This window comes from Nocardia lasii (genome assembly GCF_042658545.1).
GTDB lineage: Bacteria > Actinomycetota > Actinomycetes > Mycobacteriales > Mycobacteriaceae > Nocardia > Nocardia lasii.
This window is the reverse complement of record NZ_JBHSQN010000001.1, coordinates 184,913-203,459: the sequence shown is the minus strand read 5'-3', so window position 1 is coordinate 203,459 and position 18,547 is coordinate 184,913. Positions and strand designations below refer to the sequence as shown.

The 18,547-nt window shown below is 70.7% G+C and carries 15 protein-coding genes and 1 pseudogene; 10 read left to right on the top strand and 6 right to left on the bottom strand.

All coding sequences use genetic code 11. The features are described 5' to 3' along the window. Positions 1-107 precede the first annotated feature (107 nt). Entirely contained in the window at positions 108-686 is a 579-nt protein-coding gene (locus ACFP3H_RS01020) for a sigma-70 family RNA polymerase sigma factor (RefSeq protein ID WP_056818204.1), read from the top strand. Then, positions 679-1,755 carry an anti-sigma-D factor RsdA gene (locus ACFP3H_RS01015; protein ID WP_378598187.1) on the top strand — a complete coding sequence of 359 codons (1,077 nt, stop codon included), beginning with the start codon at positions 679-681 and terminating at the stop codon, positions 1,753-1,755. Before ACFP3H_RS01020 ends, ACFP3H_RS01015 begins: the two co-directional genes overlap by 8 nt. A gap of 161 nt (positions 1,756-1,916) precedes the next feature. Here ACFP3H_RS01015 and ACFP3H_RS01010 read toward each other — a convergent pair whose 3' ends face one another. Next, a complete protein-coding gene (locus tag ACFP3H_RS01010; protein ID WP_022567296.1) occupies positions 1,917-2,330 on the bottom strand; it encodes a DUF5319 domain-containing protein in 414 nt (137 codons plus the stop codon). Between the two features lie 221 nt (positions 2,331-2,551). Between ACFP3H_RS01010 and guaB the strand changes: the two genes are divergently transcribed. Together guaB and ACFP3H_RS01000 are read left to right on the top strand one after the other, a co-directional pair. Next, positions 2,552-4,096 carry an IMP dehydrogenase gene (gene guaB / locus ACFP3H_RS01005; protein ID WP_378598185.1) on the top strand — a complete coding sequence of 515 codons (1,545 nt, stop codon included), beginning with the start codon at positions 2,552-2,554 and terminating at the stop codon, positions 4,094-4,096. Between the two features lie 271 nt (positions 4,097-4,367). Beyond that, the gene (locus ACFP3H_RS01000; protein ID WP_378598183.1) at positions 4,368-5,522 is read left to right on the top strand and encodes a GuaB3 family IMP dehydrogenase-related protein; all 1,155 of its coding nucleotides are present in this window, start codon (positions 4,368-4,370) and stop codon (positions 5,520-5,522) included. Here the strand turns inward: ACFP3H_RS01000 and ACFP3H_RS00995 are convergent. Then, positions 5,519-6,319, bottom strand: a complete 801-nt coding sequence (locus ACFP3H_RS00995) for an alpha/beta fold hydrolase (RefSeq protein ID WP_378598181.1) — start codon at positions 6,317-6,319, stop codon at positions 5,519-5,521. The genes ACFP3H_RS01000 and ACFP3H_RS00995 overlap by 4 nt on opposite strands. A gap of 133 nt (positions 6,320-6,452) precedes the next feature. Between ACFP3H_RS00995 and guaA the strand changes: the two genes are divergently transcribed. Next, positions 6,453-8,021, top strand: a complete 1,569-nt coding sequence (guaA, locus tag ACFP3H_RS00990) for a glutamine-hydrolyzing GMP synthase (RefSeq protein WP_378598179.1) — start codon at positions 6,453-6,455, stop codon at positions 8,019-8,021. Between the two features lie 284 nt (positions 8,022-8,305). Here guaA and ACFP3H_RS00985 read toward each other — a convergent pair whose 3' ends face one another. The 3 genes from ACFP3H_RS00985 to ACFP3H_RS00975 form a co-directional block, all read right to left on the bottom strand. Next, the gene (locus ACFP3H_RS00985) at positions 8,306-8,518 is read right to left on the bottom strand and encodes a hypothetical protein (RefSeq protein WP_378598177.1); all 213 of its coding nucleotides are present in this window, start codon (positions 8,516-8,518) and stop codon (positions 8,306-8,308) included. Beyond that, positions 8,511-10,277, bottom strand: a complete 1,767-nt coding sequence (locus ACFP3H_RS00980) for a PspC domain-containing protein (RefSeq protein ID WP_378598175.1) — start codon at positions 10,275-10,277, stop codon at positions 8,511-8,513. The genes ACFP3H_RS00985 and ACFP3H_RS00980 overlap by 8 nt, the downstream gene beginning before the upstream one ends. 112 nt (positions 10,278-10,389) lie before the next feature. Further along, positions 10,390-11,019, bottom strand: coding sequence for an MspA family porin (locus ACFP3H_RS00975; RefSeq protein ID WP_378598173.1), 630 nt, complete (start codon positions 11,017-11,019; stop codon positions 10,390-10,392). A gap of 645 nt (positions 11,020-11,664) precedes the next feature. On the opposite strand from ACFP3H_RS00975, the pseudogene ACFP3H_RS00970 reads away from it, so the two are divergent. Both ACFP3H_RS00970 and ACFP3H_RS00965 read left to right on the top strand, forming a co-directional pair. Continuing rightward, a pseudogene (locus ACFP3H_RS00970) lies at positions 11,665-12,921 on the top strand (ATP-binding protein); the annotation flags it as partial. 528 nt (positions 12,922-13,449) lie between these two features. Beyond that, positions 13,450-14,085: a response regulator gene (locus tag ACFP3H_RS00965; protein ID WP_378599586.1), complete on the top strand. Its 636-nt coding sequence runs from the start codon at positions 13,450-13,452 to the stop codon at positions 14,083-14,085. Positions 14,086-14,119: 34 nt separating this feature from the next. Here ACFP3H_RS00965 and ACFP3H_RS00960 read toward each other — a convergent pair whose 3' ends face one another. Next, entirely contained in the window at positions 14,120-15,253 is a 1,134-nt protein-coding gene (locus tag ACFP3H_RS00960; RefSeq protein WP_378598171.1) for a serine/threonine-protein kinase, read from the bottom strand. Between the two features lie 199 nt (positions 15,254-15,452). Here ACFP3H_RS00960 and ACFP3H_RS00955 point away from each other — a divergent pair, with 199 nt between their 5' ends. From ACFP3H_RS00955 to ACFP3H_RS00945, 3 genes are all read left to right on the top strand, one after another. Next, positions 15,453-16,205: a hypothetical protein gene (locus ACFP3H_RS00955; RefSeq protein WP_378598169.1), complete on the top strand. Its 753-nt coding sequence runs from the start codon at positions 15,453-15,455 to the stop codon at positions 16,203-16,205. A gap of 125 nt (positions 16,206-16,330) precedes the next feature. After that, complete coding sequence (locus tag ACFP3H_RS00950) at positions 16,331-17,902, top strand: Y-family DNA polymerase (RefSeq protein WP_378598167.1); 1,572 nt, start codon at positions 16,331-16,333, stop codon at positions 17,900-17,902. A 73-nt stretch (positions 17,903-17,975) separates the two neighbouring features. After that, a partial coding sequence (locus tag ACFP3H_RS00945) for a sucrase ferredoxin (protein WP_378598165.1) occupies positions 17,976-18,547 on the top strand: 572 nt, incomplete at its 3' end.

The window sequence follows — 18,547 nt, the reverse complement described above, 5'->3', positions numbered from 1 at the left end:
CTGGCCACCGATCCGCGGGTCGCTATTGTTAGTCCCGTTCCGCCTTTTCGGTGGAAGCTCGGTCACATTCGACCGCGCCACTCGTAACGCCAGGAAAATCTCTGACGATGACGCATATGGGCGAAGAGTTGGACCTCGCCGTCGCTGCGGCTGCGCAGGGCGACAGGACCGCTTTAGCTCGGGTATTGGAACTGGTCCGTCCCTTGGTAGTTCGCTACTGCAGGGCGCGGATCGGGGCCGCGGAGCGCGGACAGCTCTCCGCGGACGATGTTGCGCAAGAGGTCTGTTTGGCTGTGATGACCGCCCTGCCCCGCTATCAGGATCAGGGTCGGCCCTTCATGGCCTTCGTCTACGGTATCGCTTCGCACAAGGTCGCCGACGCCCATCGCAACGCCGCCCGTAACAAGGCGGAGGCGATGGCCGAAGTACCAGATGTCATATCCACCGACCACGGACCGGAACAACGGGCTCTCGACTCGGAGACGAGCAGGCAGATGAACACGCTGCTGGCCACGCTCCCCGAGAAACATCGGGAAATCCTGATTCTGCGCCTGGTCATGGGTCTGTCAGCAGAGGAAACCGCAGTCGCCGTGGGCAGCACGGCGGGAGCGATACGAGTGGCCCAGCACAGGGCGCTCGCGAAACTGAAGTCACAAGTGGCGAGGGCAGGTGAAATGTATGGCTAGGGATGGCGAGCGCGGATCGCACGACAGCGGTCCCTACGCCGCCGAGGACACCGGCGACTCCGGACCGGTCGACATCGCGGCGGTGCGCGGCGATGACGCGCTGATCGACGCGATCGCCGGCGAGGGATCGGTACGTACCGGTAGTCCCGAGGAGTACCAGCTGGCGTCGTTACTCGCGGATTGGCGGGCCGAACTGTTGGCCGAGCCGATGCCCGCGGGCCCTGATCTGGACACCGTGTTCGCGGCGGTCAATCAGGAGATCGGCGCCCGGCAGGTTCGAGTCGGTGCCTCCTCGCGCGGCCGTCTACGGCTGGTCCGCCCGCTCCTCGGCGCCGCAGCGGCCCTGTCGCTGGTATTCGGTGGCATCACCGCCTTCTCCTACAGCGCGGCCCCCGGCGATCCGCTGTGGCGGATCAAGGAGGTCGTGTTCAGCGAACAGGCCCAGTCGACGGTCGTGCAGTACGCCGACGAAGACCTGCTCGCCGCGCAGAACCTGCTCACCTCCGGCGATCCCGAACAGGCCAAGGCCCGACTCGAGCAGGCCTCGGCCAACGCGGGCCAGGTCGACGACCCGGCCAAGCGCGAAGACCTGCTCGCCCGCTGGACCGTGCTGTTCGATCAGCTGGCCAAGGCCGCGCCGGAAATCGCCGCGCAGCTGCCGCCGGTGACGCCCGCGCCCAAGCCGAGTTCGCCCGCGGTGCCGCCGCCTGCCAAGCCCGACACCACGGCGCCGGTCGCGCCGACCGGTCCTGGCACCGGCCCCGGTACCGGTGGCTCGGATCCGGGCACGATCATGCAGGCGCCGCCGCCGGAGACCAAGCCGTCGGTACCCCCGGTCGAACCGACGAAGCCGCCGGTGACGACGCCGCCCCCGGTGACGACTCCACCCCCGGTGGTCACGCCGCCACCGGGCACGGTCGATCCGACCCCGCCGCAGACGACCATCGCCGAACCACCCCCGTCGGTCCCGACAGTGCCGACGGGGATTCCCACGTCGGCGGCTCCGCCGACCCTGCAGACGCCGCCCGCCGCGACCAACTTCCCGATCCCGGTCGTGCCGTCTTCCTGAAGTCGTCGACGATGAAGTGAATACCGAACAACGAAGGCCCCGAACAGGTTCGGGGCCTTCGTCGTGTGTGAAGTTCTGGTGCGAGGTCGCCCGCCCCGGCGCATGCGTGACCGGGGGAGGGCGCGGGGATCAACCCGACGCGACCGAGCGGCGGCGACCGCTCAGTTGTCGAACCCGTCGAAGCCGTCGCCGTGGAACGCCTCGTTCATCGACGCGTCCGCGTAGCCGCGGCAGTAATCCCACGTGACGTAAGCCTCGGGGGTGGGGTCGTAGGCGGGCTCGTGCGGACGGACGGTGCCGTCGACGAGGAGCTGGAGGAGGTTGGCCCGCAGCATGTCCCAGTCGTGGTAGTGATCTTGCCGACAATCCTCACAGCTGACGACCAGACCGCGGATGCCGCGGTGGGCCAGCAGGGCTTCGTATACGGCGAGGTCGGCGAGATCTTCCTCGACCGCGAGGCGCTCATGAGGATCCAACGGCTCACCGGGCTCGATCGCATCGAGCGCGGCGGACGGGTCGGAGGGGTCTCCGGCGAAGGGATCCGGCGGCAGGCCAGGTGGTAGATGGTCACGCACATCCCCACGGTACGCAGTACTTGGCACATCGCGCCAGCGATGCACCGGGCAAGTTTTGCCGAAGGGCTCACTTCACAGCCTCGATTCCCCGCCGGATACCATGGAATGCAGGTGTCGGCGAGTTGTGTTGTGCCGACCATCCGAAAGCTTTTTCCGCTCGAGCGCCGACGCGCTGTCTGTACTGCGTCGGTCGCTATGACGACCAGGAGGGGTCGATCCGAATGAGTAATCCCGTGTCGGGCGAACGAATCGCGGTGCGCCCTCCTACGGGGGGCGACGATCCGACCAAGATCGCCATGCTCGGCCTCACGTTCGACGACGTGCTGTTGCTGCCTGCCGCCTCGGATCTCATCCCCAGCTCGGTCGAGACGTCCAGCCGACTGACCAGGGACATCACCCTGCGTACGCCGCTGGTGTCCTCGGCCATGGACACCGTCACCGAGGCGCGCATGGCCATCGCCATGGCGCGTGCGGGCGGTATGGGCGTGCTGCACCGCAACCTCTCGGCCGCCGACCAGGCCGCCCAGGTGGAGACGGTGAAGCGCTCCGAGGCGGGCATGGTGACCGATCCGGTCACCTGTCGGCCCACCGACACCCTCGCCGAGGTCGACGCCATGTGCGCCCGCTTCCGCATCTCGGGTCTGCCGGTGGTCGACGAGACCGGCGCGCTGGTGGGCATCATCACCAACCGCGACATGCGTTTCGAGGTCGATCAGGACCGTCGCGTGGACGAGGTGATGACCAAGGCGCCGCTGATCACCGCGCGGGAGGGCGTCACCGCCGAGGCCGCGCTGGGGCTGCTGCGTCGCCACAAGATCGAGAAGCTGCCCATCGTGGACGGCAACGGTCGCCTGCGCGGGCTGATCACGGTCAAGGACTTCGTCAAGACCGACCAGTACCCCAACGCCACCAAGGACCGCGACGGCCGCCTGCTGGTCGGCGCCGCGATCGGCGTCGGCGAGGATTCCTGGTCGCGCGCGATGACGCTGGCCGATGCCGGGGTGGACGTGCTCATCGTCGACACCGCGCACGGGCATCAGTCGCAGGTGCTGCAGATGGTCGCCAAGGTCAAGGCCGAGGTGGGCGATCGCATCCAGGTCGTCGGCGGCAACGTGGCCACCCGCGCGGGTGCCGCGGCGCTCGTCGAGGCCGGTGTCGACGCTGTCAAGGTGGGTGTCGGTCCCGGCTCGATCTGCACCACCCGCGTGGTCGCCGGTGTCGGCGCCCCGCAGATCACCGCGATCCTCGAGGCCGTCGCCGCGTGCAAGCCGCACGGTGTGCCGGTGATCGCCGACGGTGGCGTGCAGTACTCCGGTGACGTGGCCAAGGCCATCGCCGCCGGCGCGTCCACGGTGATGCTCGGCTCGCTGCTCGCGGGCACCGCCGAGTCCCCGGGCGATCTGATCCTGGTCAACGGCAAGCAGTTCAAGAGCTACCGCGGCATGGGCTCGCTCGGCGCGATGCAGGGCCGCGGCCAGGCCAAGTCCTACTCCAAGGACCGCTACTTCCAGGACGACGTGCTCGCCGAGGACAAGCTGGTCCCCGAGGGCATCGAGGGCCGCGTTCCGTTCCGTGGCCCGGTCAACCAGGTGATCCACCAGCTCGTCGGCGGTCTGCGCGCCGCGATGGGCTACACGGGTTCGCAGAACATCGAGCACCTCCAGGACGCTCAGTTCGTGCAGATCACCGCGGCGGGCCTCAAGGAGAGCCACCCGCACGACATCACGATGACCGTCGAGGCCCCGAACTACACCGGGCGCGGCTGAGTACAATAGATGCGTTTGTGCGCCGGGAGGTACGCTCCCGGCGCACAAGGGCAATGCAGGCAGGCTCCGAGTCCGCCGCCTACCGGCAACTCCCGGCCCCGCACGACCCGACCTCGAGGAGGGTCCCGCCGCGTAGCGGCGGGTTCGCGGCCGGGTCGCCGGTCAGGTGCCGCCGCGTAGGCGACGAAGGAGCAAGCGGCGGTGCCTGACCGGCGGCCCGTGGTGGCCGCGAACTCGAGCGCGCCAGCGCTCCAACAACACAGGAGCAACTGTGCGTGACATGGTCGAAATCGGTATGGGACGGGTCGCCCGTAGGACTTACGAGCTGGACGATGTGGATATCGTCCCCTCGCGGCGGACCCGGTCGTCGAAGCTGGTCTCGTTGGCCTGGCAGCTCGACGCCTACCGTTTCGAGATCCCGATTCTCGCGCACCCCACCGACGCGCTGGTCTCCCCGGAGTTCGCGATCGAGCTGGGTCGCCAGGGCGGCCTCGGGGTGATCAACGGTGAGGGCCTGTGGGCGCGCCACGCCGACGTGCAGGCCAAGATCGACCAGCTGATCGATCTGGTTGACAAGGGGGGTTACGAAAAGGCCATCGCGCTGCTGCAGGAACTGCACGCCGCGCCGATGCAGCCTGATCTGCTCGCCGCCGCCGTCGCCCAGGTCCGCGCGGCCGGGGTCACCACCTCGGTGCGGGTGAGCCCGCAGAACGCCCGCGCGCTCACTCCCGCGCTGGTCCAGGCGGGCGTCGACCTGCTGGTCGTGCAGGGCACCATCATCTCCGCCGAGCACGTGGGTGGCGACGAGCCGCTCAACCTCAAGACCTTCATCGCCGAGCTGGACGTGCCGGTCGTGGCCGGTGGCGTGAGCGATCACCGCACCGCGCTGCACCTGATGCGCACCGGCGCGGCGGGCGTCATCGTCGGCTACGGCTCGTTCCCCGGCGCCACCACCACCGGCGAGGTGCTCGGCATCGGCGTCCCGATGGCCACCGCCATCGCCGACGCGGCCGCGGCCCGTCGCGACTACCTCGACGAGACCGGCGGCCGGTACGTGCACGTCATCGCCGACGGTGACGTGGCCACCTCCGGTCAGCTGGCCAAGGCCATCGCCTGTGGCGCCGACGCGGTCATGCTCGGTGTGCCGCTGTCGGTGTCGGCCGAAGCGCCCGGTCGCGGCTGGTACTGGCCCTCGGCGACCGCGCACCCCTCGGTGCCGCGCGGTTCGTTCCTGCCGGTCGACGAGTCCTGGCTCGACGGCCCCGACGGCGCCGCCGCCCGCCCGAGCCTCGAGCGCGTGCTCTACGGCCCCTCCGACGACCCGTTCGGCTCGCTGAACCTGGTCGGCGGCCTGCGTCGCTCGATGGCCAAGGCCGGCTACTCCGACCTCAAGGAATTCCAGAAGGTCGGGCTGAGCGTCCGCTAACGCACGCGGGCGAGCGCGACCCGTTCGCGCAGGAACCGGGAGATCGCGGTATTGACCGGTTCCGGGTGGGTCATCGTGACGGCCAGGCGGGCGCCATCGATCTCCACGAAGGTGGAGGCGGTGAGCCCGTCGGCCAGCGTGCGGGCGCGTTCGCCCGCGATGCCGCTGTGGGTGGCGTGGATGATCAGGGCCGGGCAGGTGATCTCGCGCAGCCGGTCGAGGACCGAATCGCGGCCGAGCAGGCAGCCGACGGCCGCGTCGAGGCCGCTGTGGGCGTCACCGACCCAGCGGCGGGTCCAGATGTCGCGGTACCAGGTGTCGTCGCCGATGAGCCAGTCGGCCAGCCGGCCCGCCGCTTCCTCACGCGAGCTGCGGTCGTGCCATTCGTCGAGGAACCGCTGCGTGGCCGCGGACTGCTCCAGGGTCGGCCCGTGCGCCTCGGTGCTGATCAGGATCAGCCCGGCGACGCGTTCGGGCGCCACCAGCGCGGTCCGCAACGCGGTGAAACCGCCCTGCGAGGTGCCGCCGACGATGGCGCGTTCGACCCCGATCGAGTCGAGCACGGTGAGCGCGTCGCGCGCGGCGGTCCAGTAGGTGAACGGCAGCCGCTGATCCCTGGTGCGGCCGTGCCCGCGCGCGTCCCAGGCGACGATGCGGAACTCGGGGGCCAGCGCGGCCTGCTGCGAGGCGAACATCGTGCGATCCATGAAGAATTCGTGGGCCAGCAACACCACCGGACCCGTGCCACCGCTGTCCTCGTAGTAGATGTCGGCATCGATCGCGCGGGCGAATGGCACGAGCACGAGAATAGCCAGCCCTACCGCGCCACGCCCAAGAATGGTGGCGCGTCGTGCACAGTCACTACGGCGCGTCTCGGCGGCCGACGATGCCCGCTGCTCGCTCGTCACGACCCGTCACTAAACTGTGCGCGTGGCAGATACTCAGAGACCGGTCCTCGTCGTCGACTTCGGCGCGCAGTACGCCCAGCTGATCGCCCGACGGGTGCGTGAGTCGCGGGTGTTCTCCGAGGTTATCCCGCACACCATGACCGTGGAAGAGATCGCCGAGAAGCAGCCGCTGGCGGTGATCCTGTCCGGTGGCCCGTCCAGCGTGTACGCCGAGGGCGCCCCGCAGCTCGACGCGCGGCTGTTCGACCTCGATGTGCCCGTGTTCGGCATCTGCTACGGCTTCCAGGCCATGGCGCAGGCCCTCGGCGGCACCGTCGCGCACACCGGCACCCGCGAATACGGCCGCACCGAGCTGAGCGTCGACGGCGGCGTCCTGCACGGTGGTCTGCCGACCGTGCAGCCGGTGTGGATGTCGCACGGCGACGCGGTGACCGACGCCCCCGAGGGGTTCGAGGTCACCGGCACCAGCGCGGGCGCTCCCGTGGCCGCGTTCGAGGACCGCGCGCGTCGCCTGGCCGGCGTCCAGTACCACCCCGAGGTGCTGCACTCCCCGCACGGCCAGCAGGTGCTCAGCCGCTTCCTGCACGAGCTGGCGGGCATTCCGGCGCAGTGGACCCCGGCCAATATCGCCGAGTCGCTGATCGAGAGCGTGCGCGAGCAGATCGGTGACGGGCACGCCATCTGTGGGCTGTCCGGCGGTGTCGACTCCGCCGTGGCGGCCGCGCTGGTGCAGCGTGCGATCGGGGATCGGCTCACCTGTGTGTTCGTCGATCACGGTCTGCTGCGCGCCGGTGAGCGCGAGCAGGTCCAGCAGGATTTCGTCGCCGCGACCGGCGCCAAGCTGGTGACTGTCGACGCGGTGGACAAGTTCCTGGGCGAACTGAAGGGCGTTTCCGACCCGGAGGAGAAGCGCAAGATCATCGGCCGCGAGTTCATCCGCTCCTTCGAGGACGCGGTCTCGGGCATCGTGCTCGAGCAGGGCGACGGCGTGGCGCCGAAGGTCGAGTTCCTGGTCCAGGGCACCCTGTACCCGGACGTGGTCGAGTCCGGTGGCGGCACCGGCACCGCGAACATCAAGAGCCACCACAATGTCGGCGGCCTGCCCGACGACCTCGAGTTCGACCTGGTCGAGCCGCTGCGCCTGCTGTTCAAGGACGAGGTCCGCGCGGTCGGTCGCGAACTGGGCCTGCCCGAGGAAATCGTTGCCCGCCAGCCCTTCCCGGGCCCCGGCCTGGCCATCCGCATCGTCGGCGAGGTGACCGCCGATCGGCTCGACCTGCTCCGCCAGGCCGACGCCATCGCCCGCGAGGAACTCACCGCCGCCGGGCTGGACAAGCAGATCTGGCAGTGCCCGGTGGTGCTGCTGGCCGACGTGCGCTCGGTCGGCGTGCAGGGCGACGGCCGCACCTACGGTCACCCGATCGTGCTGCGCCCGGTGTCGAGCGAGGACGCGATGACCGCGGACTGGACCCGACTGCCCTACGACGTGCTCGAGCGCATCTCCACGCGCATCACCAACGAGGTGGCCGACGTCAACCGCGTGGTGCTCGACGTGACGAGCAAGCCCCCGGGCACCATCGAGTGGGAGTGAGCTGAGTTGTCGCGGAGGCGGTGCTGATCTTCGGATCGGCACCGCCTTCGTCGTTTCCGTACCCGTTTCACGCGGGACGTGCCGGTGGCCGCGACTGAGTGAGCAGGAGCCTGCCGAGAAGGAAGCCCCCACTGCTAGGTCGGTGGGTGGCCGGCGGCAGGACCCGCGCCACCGGGGTCGAGGGTTGTCGGTCGGGTGCGATGTCGGTCATTGCCGTTGTCCTCCCACAGCAATGGCCCGTCGCGCTGACGGGCCATTGGCTGATCTGGTGGGTTGTCCTTCGGTCAGTGGTGTTTGCGGCTGGGTGCCAGGGTGAGCAGCAGGCCGACCACGATGGCCGCGATCACCACGCCCCAGCCGATCGGCAGGATCCCGCCGTCGGTCGGGGTGGGTGCGCCGATCAGGGCCCAGACACTCACCGCGAGGGCGATCAGTCCGATGGTCAGCAAGCTGAAAGCGGGTCGGCGTCGGGTTTCGACGGTGGTCGGCTCAGCCACGGGTCACCGCCGCCTCGCCCATGTGGGTGGAGACCCGCAGGTCCAGTACCGGCGCGCCGGGCGTGTTCGGTCCGGAAATGCCATCGGTACAGCGTGATTCGCTCAGGAATCCCTCGCAAGTGGTTTTCACGGTCATGCCTTCCGGTAGCAGGACATTGGCCTCGCCCATCTTCACCGAGACCTCCACGCTGCGGGATTCGGTGAGTTCCATGCCGCGCAGGTCCAGGGTGCCCGAGCCCATCCGCACCGCGTAGCGCGGTTGCAGTTCGGTGACCGTGGTCGGGGCCCAGGTGTGGTCGCCCATGGTGGCGGCGTCGAATTCGATCGGCCCGATCAGCGAGGCCAGCATCACGAACCCGGCCAGCGGGGCGGTGAGCACCAGCAGCCCGTACCCGCGGCGCAGGAACGCGCCGACCACCAGACCGATCGCGACCACGGCGAGCGCACAGGCGGCGATCCGGGCCGGGGTCATCCATTCCACGCCCGCGGCGGCCGCCGCGCCGGCCAAGGCGGCGGCGAGGATCGCCAGGCCGATGGTGACCGGGGTGAGCCGTGAGGGCGGCCGTTTCGGTGCGGTGGGCACGGGGGCCGGGGCGAAACGCGGTGCCGCCTCGGGGAGTTCCCAGGCCAGCGGGGCGACGGCGAGGGGATCCCAGCCGTTGGGGACCTGGGCGTTGATCCGAGGGGGTTCCGGTGCGGGGGAGCGGGTTTCGTCCTTGTACAGGACGGCCGTGGCACCGGATTGCTCGACGGCCGGCGCATCGGCGCCGAGCGGCCCCACGGTTGTCACGCTGTTCACGAGCTCCTCGGCGGCGGACGGCACGAGACTCGTCGGGTTTTCCGCGGGCTTGCCGAGGTCGACGGATCCGGTCGAATCATCGCCCGGCCGAATCTGTTCCGTGAGTTCCGCACTCGCGCCGGTCGTGATCGCGGCAGTCGCCTGTTCGGACACCGCGGGGGTTTCGAGCAGGCTGGTCGACTCGACTGCCACGGATTCGCTGGAACGTTCCGGCGCCCCGATCGTCCGATCGGCGGCAACCGCCTCGGCGACGGACTCCTTGTGCAGGACAACGGTGTCGGCGGCGTCCGCCCGCAGTAGCGGTTCGGACTCGTTCGCGGCTCGACCGCCGCCGTACACGTACACCGCCGAACCGGGCGCGGGCACATACATGTCGGGGAGCTTGGTGTAGGGCGTGTACGGCCCGGTCGGTGGCACCTCCGGGTTGTACGGGTAGCCGCGCACCGGAACACCGGTCGGGTAACCGGCCCCCGGGTACCCGGTGCCGCCGACGGGCGCTCGGTAGGCGTCGAACCCGGCGGGCAACTCGGGATGGCGCAGATACAGCATCCACCACCCGGCGAGCATCAACCCGAGGCCGACCACCCCGCCCCCGCCCATCCCCAAACCGATCGGCCCCATCGCCGAGACCGCGATGGCCAGCGCCACGATCAACACGATCGTCTTGGTCTGCGAATGCGACCCCTGCGTGTGCTCGTGCTCGTGCGCGGTCAACGCCTGCGCCGCCGACATCTCGTTACCCGCCGACCCCAGAATCAACCAGGCCAGCAGATACAGCACGATCCCGGCCCCGCCGAAGATCGTCGACACCACGAAGGCCACCCGCAACAGCACCGGGTCCACCCCGTACCGCAGCCCGAACCCCGCCGCCACCCCGGCGATAGGCCCCTGCCGAGGCAGCCGGACGGGCCGCGTTTGCCACATCTGGTGAACCTGGTCGGCGAAGCTCGTTCTGCTCATGCCCTCCATGGTGTGCCGTGCGGCCCCTTCCGCACATCGGGGGTAACCCTGAGAATTTCCCCTGGTTCTCCGGACAAGGGGGACGGCAGGTTGGTGTCGCTGCCTGATCGTCCTACAGGAACATGGTGTCGCCGAAGATCGAGTTGGTCGCGCTCACCTGGCCGGTGTCGGCGGTGACGGTGGCCCACGAGTAGACGTTGAGCGGGCCACCGCAGTTGGCGACCATCAGGTGGAAGTCGCGGTTCACCAGGTAGGTGGTGCCCGAGCTCAGCGGCATGTCTCCCACGTCGATCTTCGTGATCTTGCCCGGTGCCAGCGACAGACTCAGATCGAGTCCGGCCCTGATCGACGGGCCGATGTCGGCGGAGGCTTCGGGGCCCGACGAGCCGAACCCGATGCTCGCCCCCGCGCCCACCGAGATGCCGCCGTCGAGCCCGACCGACAGCGTCAGTTCCACCGCGCAGGCCACGAGGTAGCCGGAGGTGAGGGTGCCGGTGGCGCCGGCGGGGGCGGTGACGTAGGCGGTGTTGCTCAGGAAGACCTCGCGGTTGGTCGGCATCGCGTTGAGCGCGGGGACGAGGCGGTAGGACTCATCGGTGTGGCCGAGGGTGAGTTCGAAGCCCGCCGGCCCGTGGTAGGTGGTCTCGTGCGGTGCCATGGGCGCGGCCGAGGCGATCGGCGCGGTCCCCAGTGCGCTCAGTCCGATGACGGTGGTGCTCAGCACGGTGGTGAAGATGTTCACGGTGTTCCTCCCCTGAAGCGGCGGCCGCAATCTCGGCCCGCCATCAACGTAGGAAAGCTTCGTCGGTCGGGCTTTCGGAGCGGCCGCGTACCGGCTTAAAAGGCCTGTTGGGGACCTCGTCGCGGGTTTTCCGGTCCGGCGGCCGGTCCGGTTGACCTCGGATCTCGCGAACACCCAGGTAGAAGGTGATTTTTTGTCTGGACCGGACGGCTGCGGCCCAGGTCGGCGCCGGATTGCCGAGATCGGGGACGAGATCAGGGACTTACCTGATGTCACGACCCCGGCGCGCGTGCCACTATCGAGAACATGGATCCGTCTGTTCCCCCTCGCGATGTCGCCCAGGGGTACCCCCACGGGTACGGCAGTGTCGCGGGGAACGGCGCCCCCCGATATCCGGTCGGTCCGAATGTGGCCGGCTATCGACCCGGCGGTGTCCCCGCCTCGGGGCAGGCGGTCGGCGGATATCCGGGTGCCGCCGCGAATCCGCGCTTCGGCGAGTATCGGCCGCGCGGCCCGCATCGGTTCGTCGACCGCGCGTTCGGGGGCGGGGCGGCCGTCTACGGGGCCGCGCAGCAGCAGTACCGACCGAGTTCTCCGCCATATCCGGGCGCGTCCCAGGGGTATGGCGTGCCGCGCTACCGTCCCGTGCCCGCGCCGGCTCCCGTGCCGCCCGGCCCGCCCGCCCCGGAGACGCCGCGCCTGGTCCGCCGCAGCGGTGGACGAGTGGTCGGTGGTGTCGCGGGTGGGTTGGCCGATCATCTCGGGGTCGATGTCGTCAAGGTGCGCCTGGCGTTCGTGCTGCTGTCCGCGCTGGTCGGCGCGGGGCTGGTGGCCTACGGGCTGCTGTGGATCTTCACCCCCGGCGGCGCGGATGCCGCCGCGCCGACCGGTGACGAGCGCAGGCAGGCGATCGGACTTGCCCTGCTCGGGCTCGGCCTCGCGGTCACGGTCGGCTGGTTGTTCCAGGGCACCGCCGCGAAGGTGATCGCGCCGATCGTGGTGGTGGCGGTCGGTGCCGCGCTGGTGTGGCGTGAGTACGACGTGGCCGCGCCCGGTCCACGGGCCCTGTTCGGGCTGCCGGCCAGACCCTCGGTGATCACCTGGTCGCGGATCGTGGCCGGGGCGACGCTGATCGTGGTCGGGCTCGGCGTGGTGGTGCTGGCCCGGATCGATCTCAGTTCGCTCGGTTCGGCGCTGATCGCGGTGGCGGTCACCCTGGTCGGCGCGGGCCTGCTCACGGTGCCGCTGTGGTTGCGCATGGTGCGCGCGCTCAATGCCGAGCGCGGCGCCCGTATCCGCAACGAGGAACGCGAGGAGATCGCCTCCCACCTGCACGATTCGGTGTTGCAGACGCTCGCGCTGATCCAACGCCAGGCCGAGGACCCGCAGGAAGTGCTGCGCCTGGCCCGCAGCCAGGAACGCGAACTGCGCAAGTGGCTCTTCGACGACACCGCCCCCGCCCAGTCCAGCCTCGCCACCGCGCTGCGCACGATCGCCGGTGAGGTGGAGGACCAGCACGGGGTGAAGGTCACTCCGGTCACCGTCGGCGATGTCGCGCTCGACCCCGGCGACACCGGCGCGGGCCTGCCGAAGGAACACTTCACCGCCCTGCTCGGCGCCACCCGCGAAGCCCTGGTCAACGCCGCCAAGCACGCGGGCGTCCCCGAGATCGACCTGTTCGCCGAGACCGAACCGCACCAGGTGAGCATCTTCGTGCGCGACCGCGGCGCCGGTTTCGACGTGTCCGCGGTCCCCACCGACCGCCGTGGTCTGGCGAAGTCGATCCGCGCCAGGATCGAACGGCGTGGGGGATCGGCCGAGATCGACTCCACGGTGGGTCGCGGGACCGAGGTGCGGATCGTGATGCCGCGCACGGATTCGGGGACGAGCGAGGTGGACGAGAGCGCGCACCCCGATTCCGGCGCGGCGAGCGACCGTGTCGAGGCCGAGCGCGGGGCGGTCGGTGCGGACTCGTCGGCCGGCGTCGGCACGGGGGACGTGCGAGTCGGATCCGATGCGGGTGTGGCGCGGGCGAAGACGCGCGACGAATCCGACGGCGGTGTCGATGCGGGGGACGTGCGAGTCGGATCCGATGCGGGTGCGGCGCGGGCGAAGACGCGCGGCGAATCCGACGGCGGTGTCGATGCGGCGGACGGGCGAGCCGGATCCGATGCGGGTGTGGCGCAGGAGCACGAGGGTGACGAATCCGGTGGCGGTGAGGTGGCCGGGAGCGCCGACCCCGACGTGCACGAGACAACCGCTCACGAACTGCCGCCCAGATCGGAGCGCGACCGATCGCACCGGTGAGTTCCCCGCACTCGGACCTGAGCCGACTCGGGTGCCCCCGGAGGTCGACGCCCGGACACCGCCCTGTGGTACCCCTGACATCAGGTGCGTCGAGCCGGTTCGAATGAGGAGTCAGCAGTGAGTGTGCGGGTGTTTCTGGTCGACGATCATGCGGTGTTCCGGTCGGGGGTGCGCGCGGAGCTGAGCCGGGAGGTCGACATGGACGTCGTCGGTGAGGCCGGGGCGGTGGCCGAGGCGGTCGCCGGGATCGACGCGGCGAAGCCGGATGTGGTGTTGCTCGATGTGCACATGCCCGACGGTGGCGGGGTGGCGGTGCTGAGCGGGATCGCGGCGGGGCCGGTATGTCTGGCCCTGAGCGTGTCCGACGCGGCCGAGGACGTGATCGCGGTGATCCGGGCCGGGGCGCGCGGGTACGTCACCAAGACGATCTCCGGTGCGGAATTGGCCGACGGCATCCGTCGGGTCGCGGGCGGAGACGCGGTGTTCAGTCCGCGACTGGCCGGTTTCGTGCTCGACTCGTTCACCGGCCGCTCACCGGTTCCCGAACCGCCGCTCGATCCCGAGCTGGACTCGCTCACCCCGCGTGAGCTCGAGGTCCTGCGCCTGCTGGCGCGCGGCTACACCTATCGCGAGATCGCCGAGGCGTTGTTCATCTCGGTGAAGACCGTCGAGACCCACGCGTCGAACGTGCTGCGCAAGACCCAGCAGTCCAATCGCAACGCGCTGACCCGCTGGGCGCATCGGCGCCGGATCGAGTGAGTCGGGCACCTCACCGACGGTTCCTCGCGGGGGTCTACATCACGGCGATGATGATCGCGATCAGGATGACGAGCCCGATCAGCACGCCCGCGCCGATGGCGAGGGGCGCGCCGTTGGGCAGGTTGTCGAGGAAGCTGCCGGTGCGCTGCTGCGGCGCGGGCGCGGCGGAGGCCACCGGTGCGCGGTGCGGGCGCGGGAGGGGGGCGGAATTGGGGCTGCGCAGGCCGCTGGCGGAGTTACGGGTGGACCAGGCGGGAATGGTGCCTTCCTCGGTGCGCAGCGGCACGCCGAGGATGTAGGCGCCGGTGCCGGGGCCGAAGGCGGCGGTGAGGATCTCGTCGCGGGCCTCGGCCATGGTCGGGCGACGCTGGGGGGCGGGCTCGAGCATGTGCAGTAGCGGTTGGGTGAGGATGCCGCTGCGGGTGGGCGGGATGATCCGGCCCATCGCGGCCTTGGCGACCACGTCGTTGTCCTCGGAGTCGAAACCGAACGGCGGTCGGCCCTCCAGCGCGGTGTAGAGGGTGGCGCCGAGGGAGAACACGTCGCTGGCCTCGGTGGGCTGGGCGCCGCGCGCGACCTCGGGCGGCAGGTAGGCGGGGGTGCCGGTGATCATGCCCTCCGGCTCGTCACCGCCGGTGTCGCCCGCTCCGCGCGAGATGCCGAAGTCGCTGAGTTTGGCCAGGCCGACGGTGTTGCCACGGTCGGCGACCAGGATGTTGCCGGGTTTGATGTCGCGGTGCACGATGCCTGCGGCATGTGCGGCGGCGAGCGCGTCGGCCACCTGCGCGCCGATCTGGGCGACTTCGACCGCGGGCAGCGTGTCGACCAGCGCGAGCGCCTTGGCCACGCTGCGCGAGGGTAAGTACTCCATGACCAACCACGGTTCGCCCGCTTCGATCACCACGTCGTGCACGGCCACGGCGTGGGTGTGCGACAGCTTGGCCGCCACCCGCCCCTCGTGCACGATGCTGCTGCGAATCCGCTCGGCCTCGGCCGCGCTCAACCCGGCGGTGGACAGCACCTGCTTGATCGCGACTTCCCGGTTCAGCAACCGATCGGTCGCGAGCCACACCGCACCCATCCCACCCCCACCCAACTTCGACTGCAGGCGGTAGCGACCCGCGACCAGATAGTCGGGGCCGATATGGGGACGAGCACGTTCGGTCACGGGTGCGAGGGTAGTCGAAACCGGCGCTGACTGGCCGAGATCCTCGTCGCGCTCGACGGTGGACGGGGGAAGGGGGGTGGTGTTCACCCCGGTCGCTATCGAACGTATATTCGAATACGATCGATAGCTGGAACGGTGCTGATGTTCCGGCGCAGGGTGGTTTCCGCCCGCGAGTCCATCGTGGAAGTAGGTGGTGTTGATGGGTTCGGAAGCGTTGTCGTCCGGTCAGGGCGCACGGGAGCGCACGCTCGACGAGCTGCGTAAACGCATGGCCGCGGTGCCGGGGCGGGGCGAGTCCACGGCCGGGCATATGCCCCGTGAGCAGCCGTTACGTCGGGATCTGTTGCCGGTTCCGCCGCCGCTGGCGGATCTGTTGCCCGAGGGTGGGCTGCCGAAGGGGTCGGTGGTCGCCTATACCGGCGCGCACTCGCTGCTCACCGGAATGCTCGCCGCGGTCACCGGCAACGGTGGGCACGCCGCGGTCGTCGGGCTGCCCCGGCTCGGTTTGCTGGCGGCCGCGGAAATGGGGGCGGAGTTGTCGCGGCTGGCGGTGATCGCCGACCCCGGTCCCGACCCCGCCGAGGTGGCCGCGGTCCTGCTCGACGGCCTCGACCTGGTGGTCCTCGGTCTCGGCGGGCTCGTCGTGCCCCCGTCGCGCTGCCGAGTCCTGGCCGCGCGCGCCCGCAATCGCGGCGCGACCCTGGTGGTAGCGGGCGAATGGGCCAACCCCACCCTGCGCCTGGACTCCCGCGTCACCGGCTACCGCGGCCTCGGCCCCGGACGCGGCCGCCTGCGCTCGGTCTGCCTCGACGTGCGCGTCAGCGCCAAGGCGGGCCAGACCCGCCACGGCCGCATGGACCTGTGCGCCCAACTCGGCCGCACCGAATGGCTGTCTCCCGAAACCCGCACCCGCCCAGCGGAAGTCGCCGCGTTACACGAGGCGGTCTCATGACCGCCGACTTCGCTCGATGGGCATGAGAGACCCCGCCACTCACCGGGCGCTGACTTCTCCTTCGCCCGCGAAGCACCCCGGCGCGTCCCGGCGGGGCGGTACCCGGAACGTGACGGGGTGGCGTCGTGGCGCGCGCTGACCGGGTGCTGGCGGTGTGGTGCCCGGACTGGCCCGCGGTGGCGGCGGCCGCGGTGGTCGGGGTGTCGGCGGATCGGCCGATCGCGGTGTTGCGGGGGAGTTCGGTGGTGGCGTGTTCGGCGATCGCGCGGGCCGACGGGGTGCGGCGCGGGATGCGACGCCGGGACGCACAGGGGTGCTGCCCGGAACTCGTTGTCGTGCCGGAGGATTCGGATCGCGATGCGCGCCTGTTCGAGTCGGTGGTGGCGGCCGTCGACGCGACGGTGCCGGGCGTGGAGGTGTTGCGCCCGGGACTGATCGTGCTCGGCGCACGCGGCGCCGCACGGTATTTCGGTTCGGAGGAGGCCGCGGTGGTGCGGTTGATCGACGCCGTCGCCGTGGCGGGAGCCGAGGCGCAGGTGGGGATCGCCGATGCCCTGTCGACGGCGGTGTTCGCGGCTCGACGCGGGGCGATCGTGGTGCCCGGCGAGGGCGCGCGGTATCTCGCCGCGCTCCCGATCGCCGAGCTCGCGGTGGAACCGAGCCTGTCCGCCCCCGAGCGATCCGACCTGGTGGACCTGTTGCGCCGCTTGGGTTTACGCCGCATCGGCGACTTCGCGCGCCTGTCGCCCGCCGAGGTGGCCTCCCGATTCGGCGCCGACGCCGTGCTCGCCCACCGCACCGCCCGCGCTCTGCCGGAACGCCCACCCTCGGCGCGGCGCCCCGCCCCGGAGCTGACCGTCGACCTGGACTGCGACCCCCCGATCGACCGGGTCGACGCGGCCGCGTTCGCGGGCCGACACCTGGCCACCCGCCTGCACGCGGTCCTCGCGGCGGCGGGGGTGGCCTGCACCCGACTGGCCGTGACCGCGCGCACCGAGACCGGCGAGGAGCTGACCAGGATCTGGCGCTGCGCCCGCCCGCTCACCCCCGCCGACACCGCCGACCGCGTCCGCTGGCAACTCGACGGCTGGCTCACCCGCCGCGCCCGCCCCACCGGCCCCATCGTCGCGCTCACCCTGGAACCGGTCGAGGTGGTCGCCGCCGGCGCCCTGCAATTGGGCCTGTGGGGCGGCGAAGGGGAGGAAACCGAGCGTGCCCGGCGCGCGCTGGTCCGCGTGCAGGGACTCCTCGGGGGCGAGGCGGTCCGCATCGGCGTGCTCAGCGGCGGTCGCGGCCCGGCCGAGCGCATCACGATGATCGCCCTCGGCGACGAACTCACTCCCGCCGCCGACCCCGCCCAACCCTGGCCCGGCCGCCTTCCCGAACCGGCCCCCACCCTGCTCCTGCTGCATCGCCCGGTCGTGCAGCTCACCACCGCCGACGGCCACCCCGTCGAAGTCACCGACCGCGGCCTGTTCCTCACCGCCCCCACCCGCCTGCGCTGGGGTCGCAAGGAGTGGTCGCTGCTCGGTTGGGCGGGCCCGTGGCCGGTTACCGAACGCTGGTGGTCCACCGCCGAACCCGCCACCATGGCCGTGCGCGTCCAGGTTCAACTCGACGCCGATCCCACCGAGATCCGCGCCGTCCTGCTCGTCCACGACGCCGCCGTATGGCACGCCGAGGGCGTCTACGAGTAGCGAGGACCGCGGTCCTAGAGTGAAACGACGCCTGTCCCGGATCGTCCGGACGCGCGGTCGTGGAAGGAGCACTGTGAACCCCTTCGAGGGCCTGCTGTGTTCGGCGGCCGCCGCCGACCTTCCGCTGCCGGGCACCGCGGCGCACGTCACCGGCTGGTTGTGCATCGAGCATCCCGGTGCGTGGGGCCGTGATGTGATCGGTGACGAGGTGCTCGGGCCGGAGATCACCGTGGAGTTGGCCGCGCGCACGTCCGCGGCGAAGGTCCGGCCGACCCTGATCCGGCGACCCGGCCGCAACGAGTTCACCGGGACGCGCACCGTGCTGCTGGCCAGTTCGCGCCCGGCGGGTTCCTGGTGCGAGCGGTTCGAGATCACCGACCTGCGCGAACTCTTCGACATAGACCTGCATCTCGTCGACGGTCCGGCGCCGGGAATCGGTGCGCGCGTGGCTGATCCGGTGGTTCTGGTCTGTGCCCACGGCAAACGCGACCAGTGCTGTGCCCTGCTCGGCCGTCCGATCGCCGCCGCGCTGGCCGCGGACTATCCCGGCCGGGTCTGGGAGGCCTCGCACACCGGCGGCCACCGCTTCGCCCCCGCCGTCGTCCTGCTCCCGTCGGGCCTCACCTACGGCCGCGTCGACGCCCC

Coding starts and splice junctions, on each gene's coding strand:
- ACFP3H_RS01020 (WP_056818204.1), top strand. CDS start 108: ATGACGCATATGGGCGAAGAGTTGGACCTCGCCGTCGCTGCGGCTGCG.
- ACFP3H_RS01015 (WP_378598187.1), top strand. CDS start 679: ATGGCTAGGGATGGCGAGCGCGGATCGCACGACAGCGGTCCCTACGCC.
- guaB (WP_378598185.1), top strand. CDS start 2,552: ATGAGTAATCCCGTGTCGGGCGAACGAATCGCGGTGCGCCCTCCTACG.
- ACFP3H_RS00980 (WP_378598175.1), bottom strand. CDS start 10,277: ATGAGCAGAACGAGCTTCGCCGACCAGGTTCACCAGATGTGGCAAACG.
- ACFP3H_RS00955 (WP_378598169.1), top strand. CDS start 15,453: ATGGGTTCGGAAGCGTTGTCGTCCGGTCAGGGCGCACGGGAGCGCACG.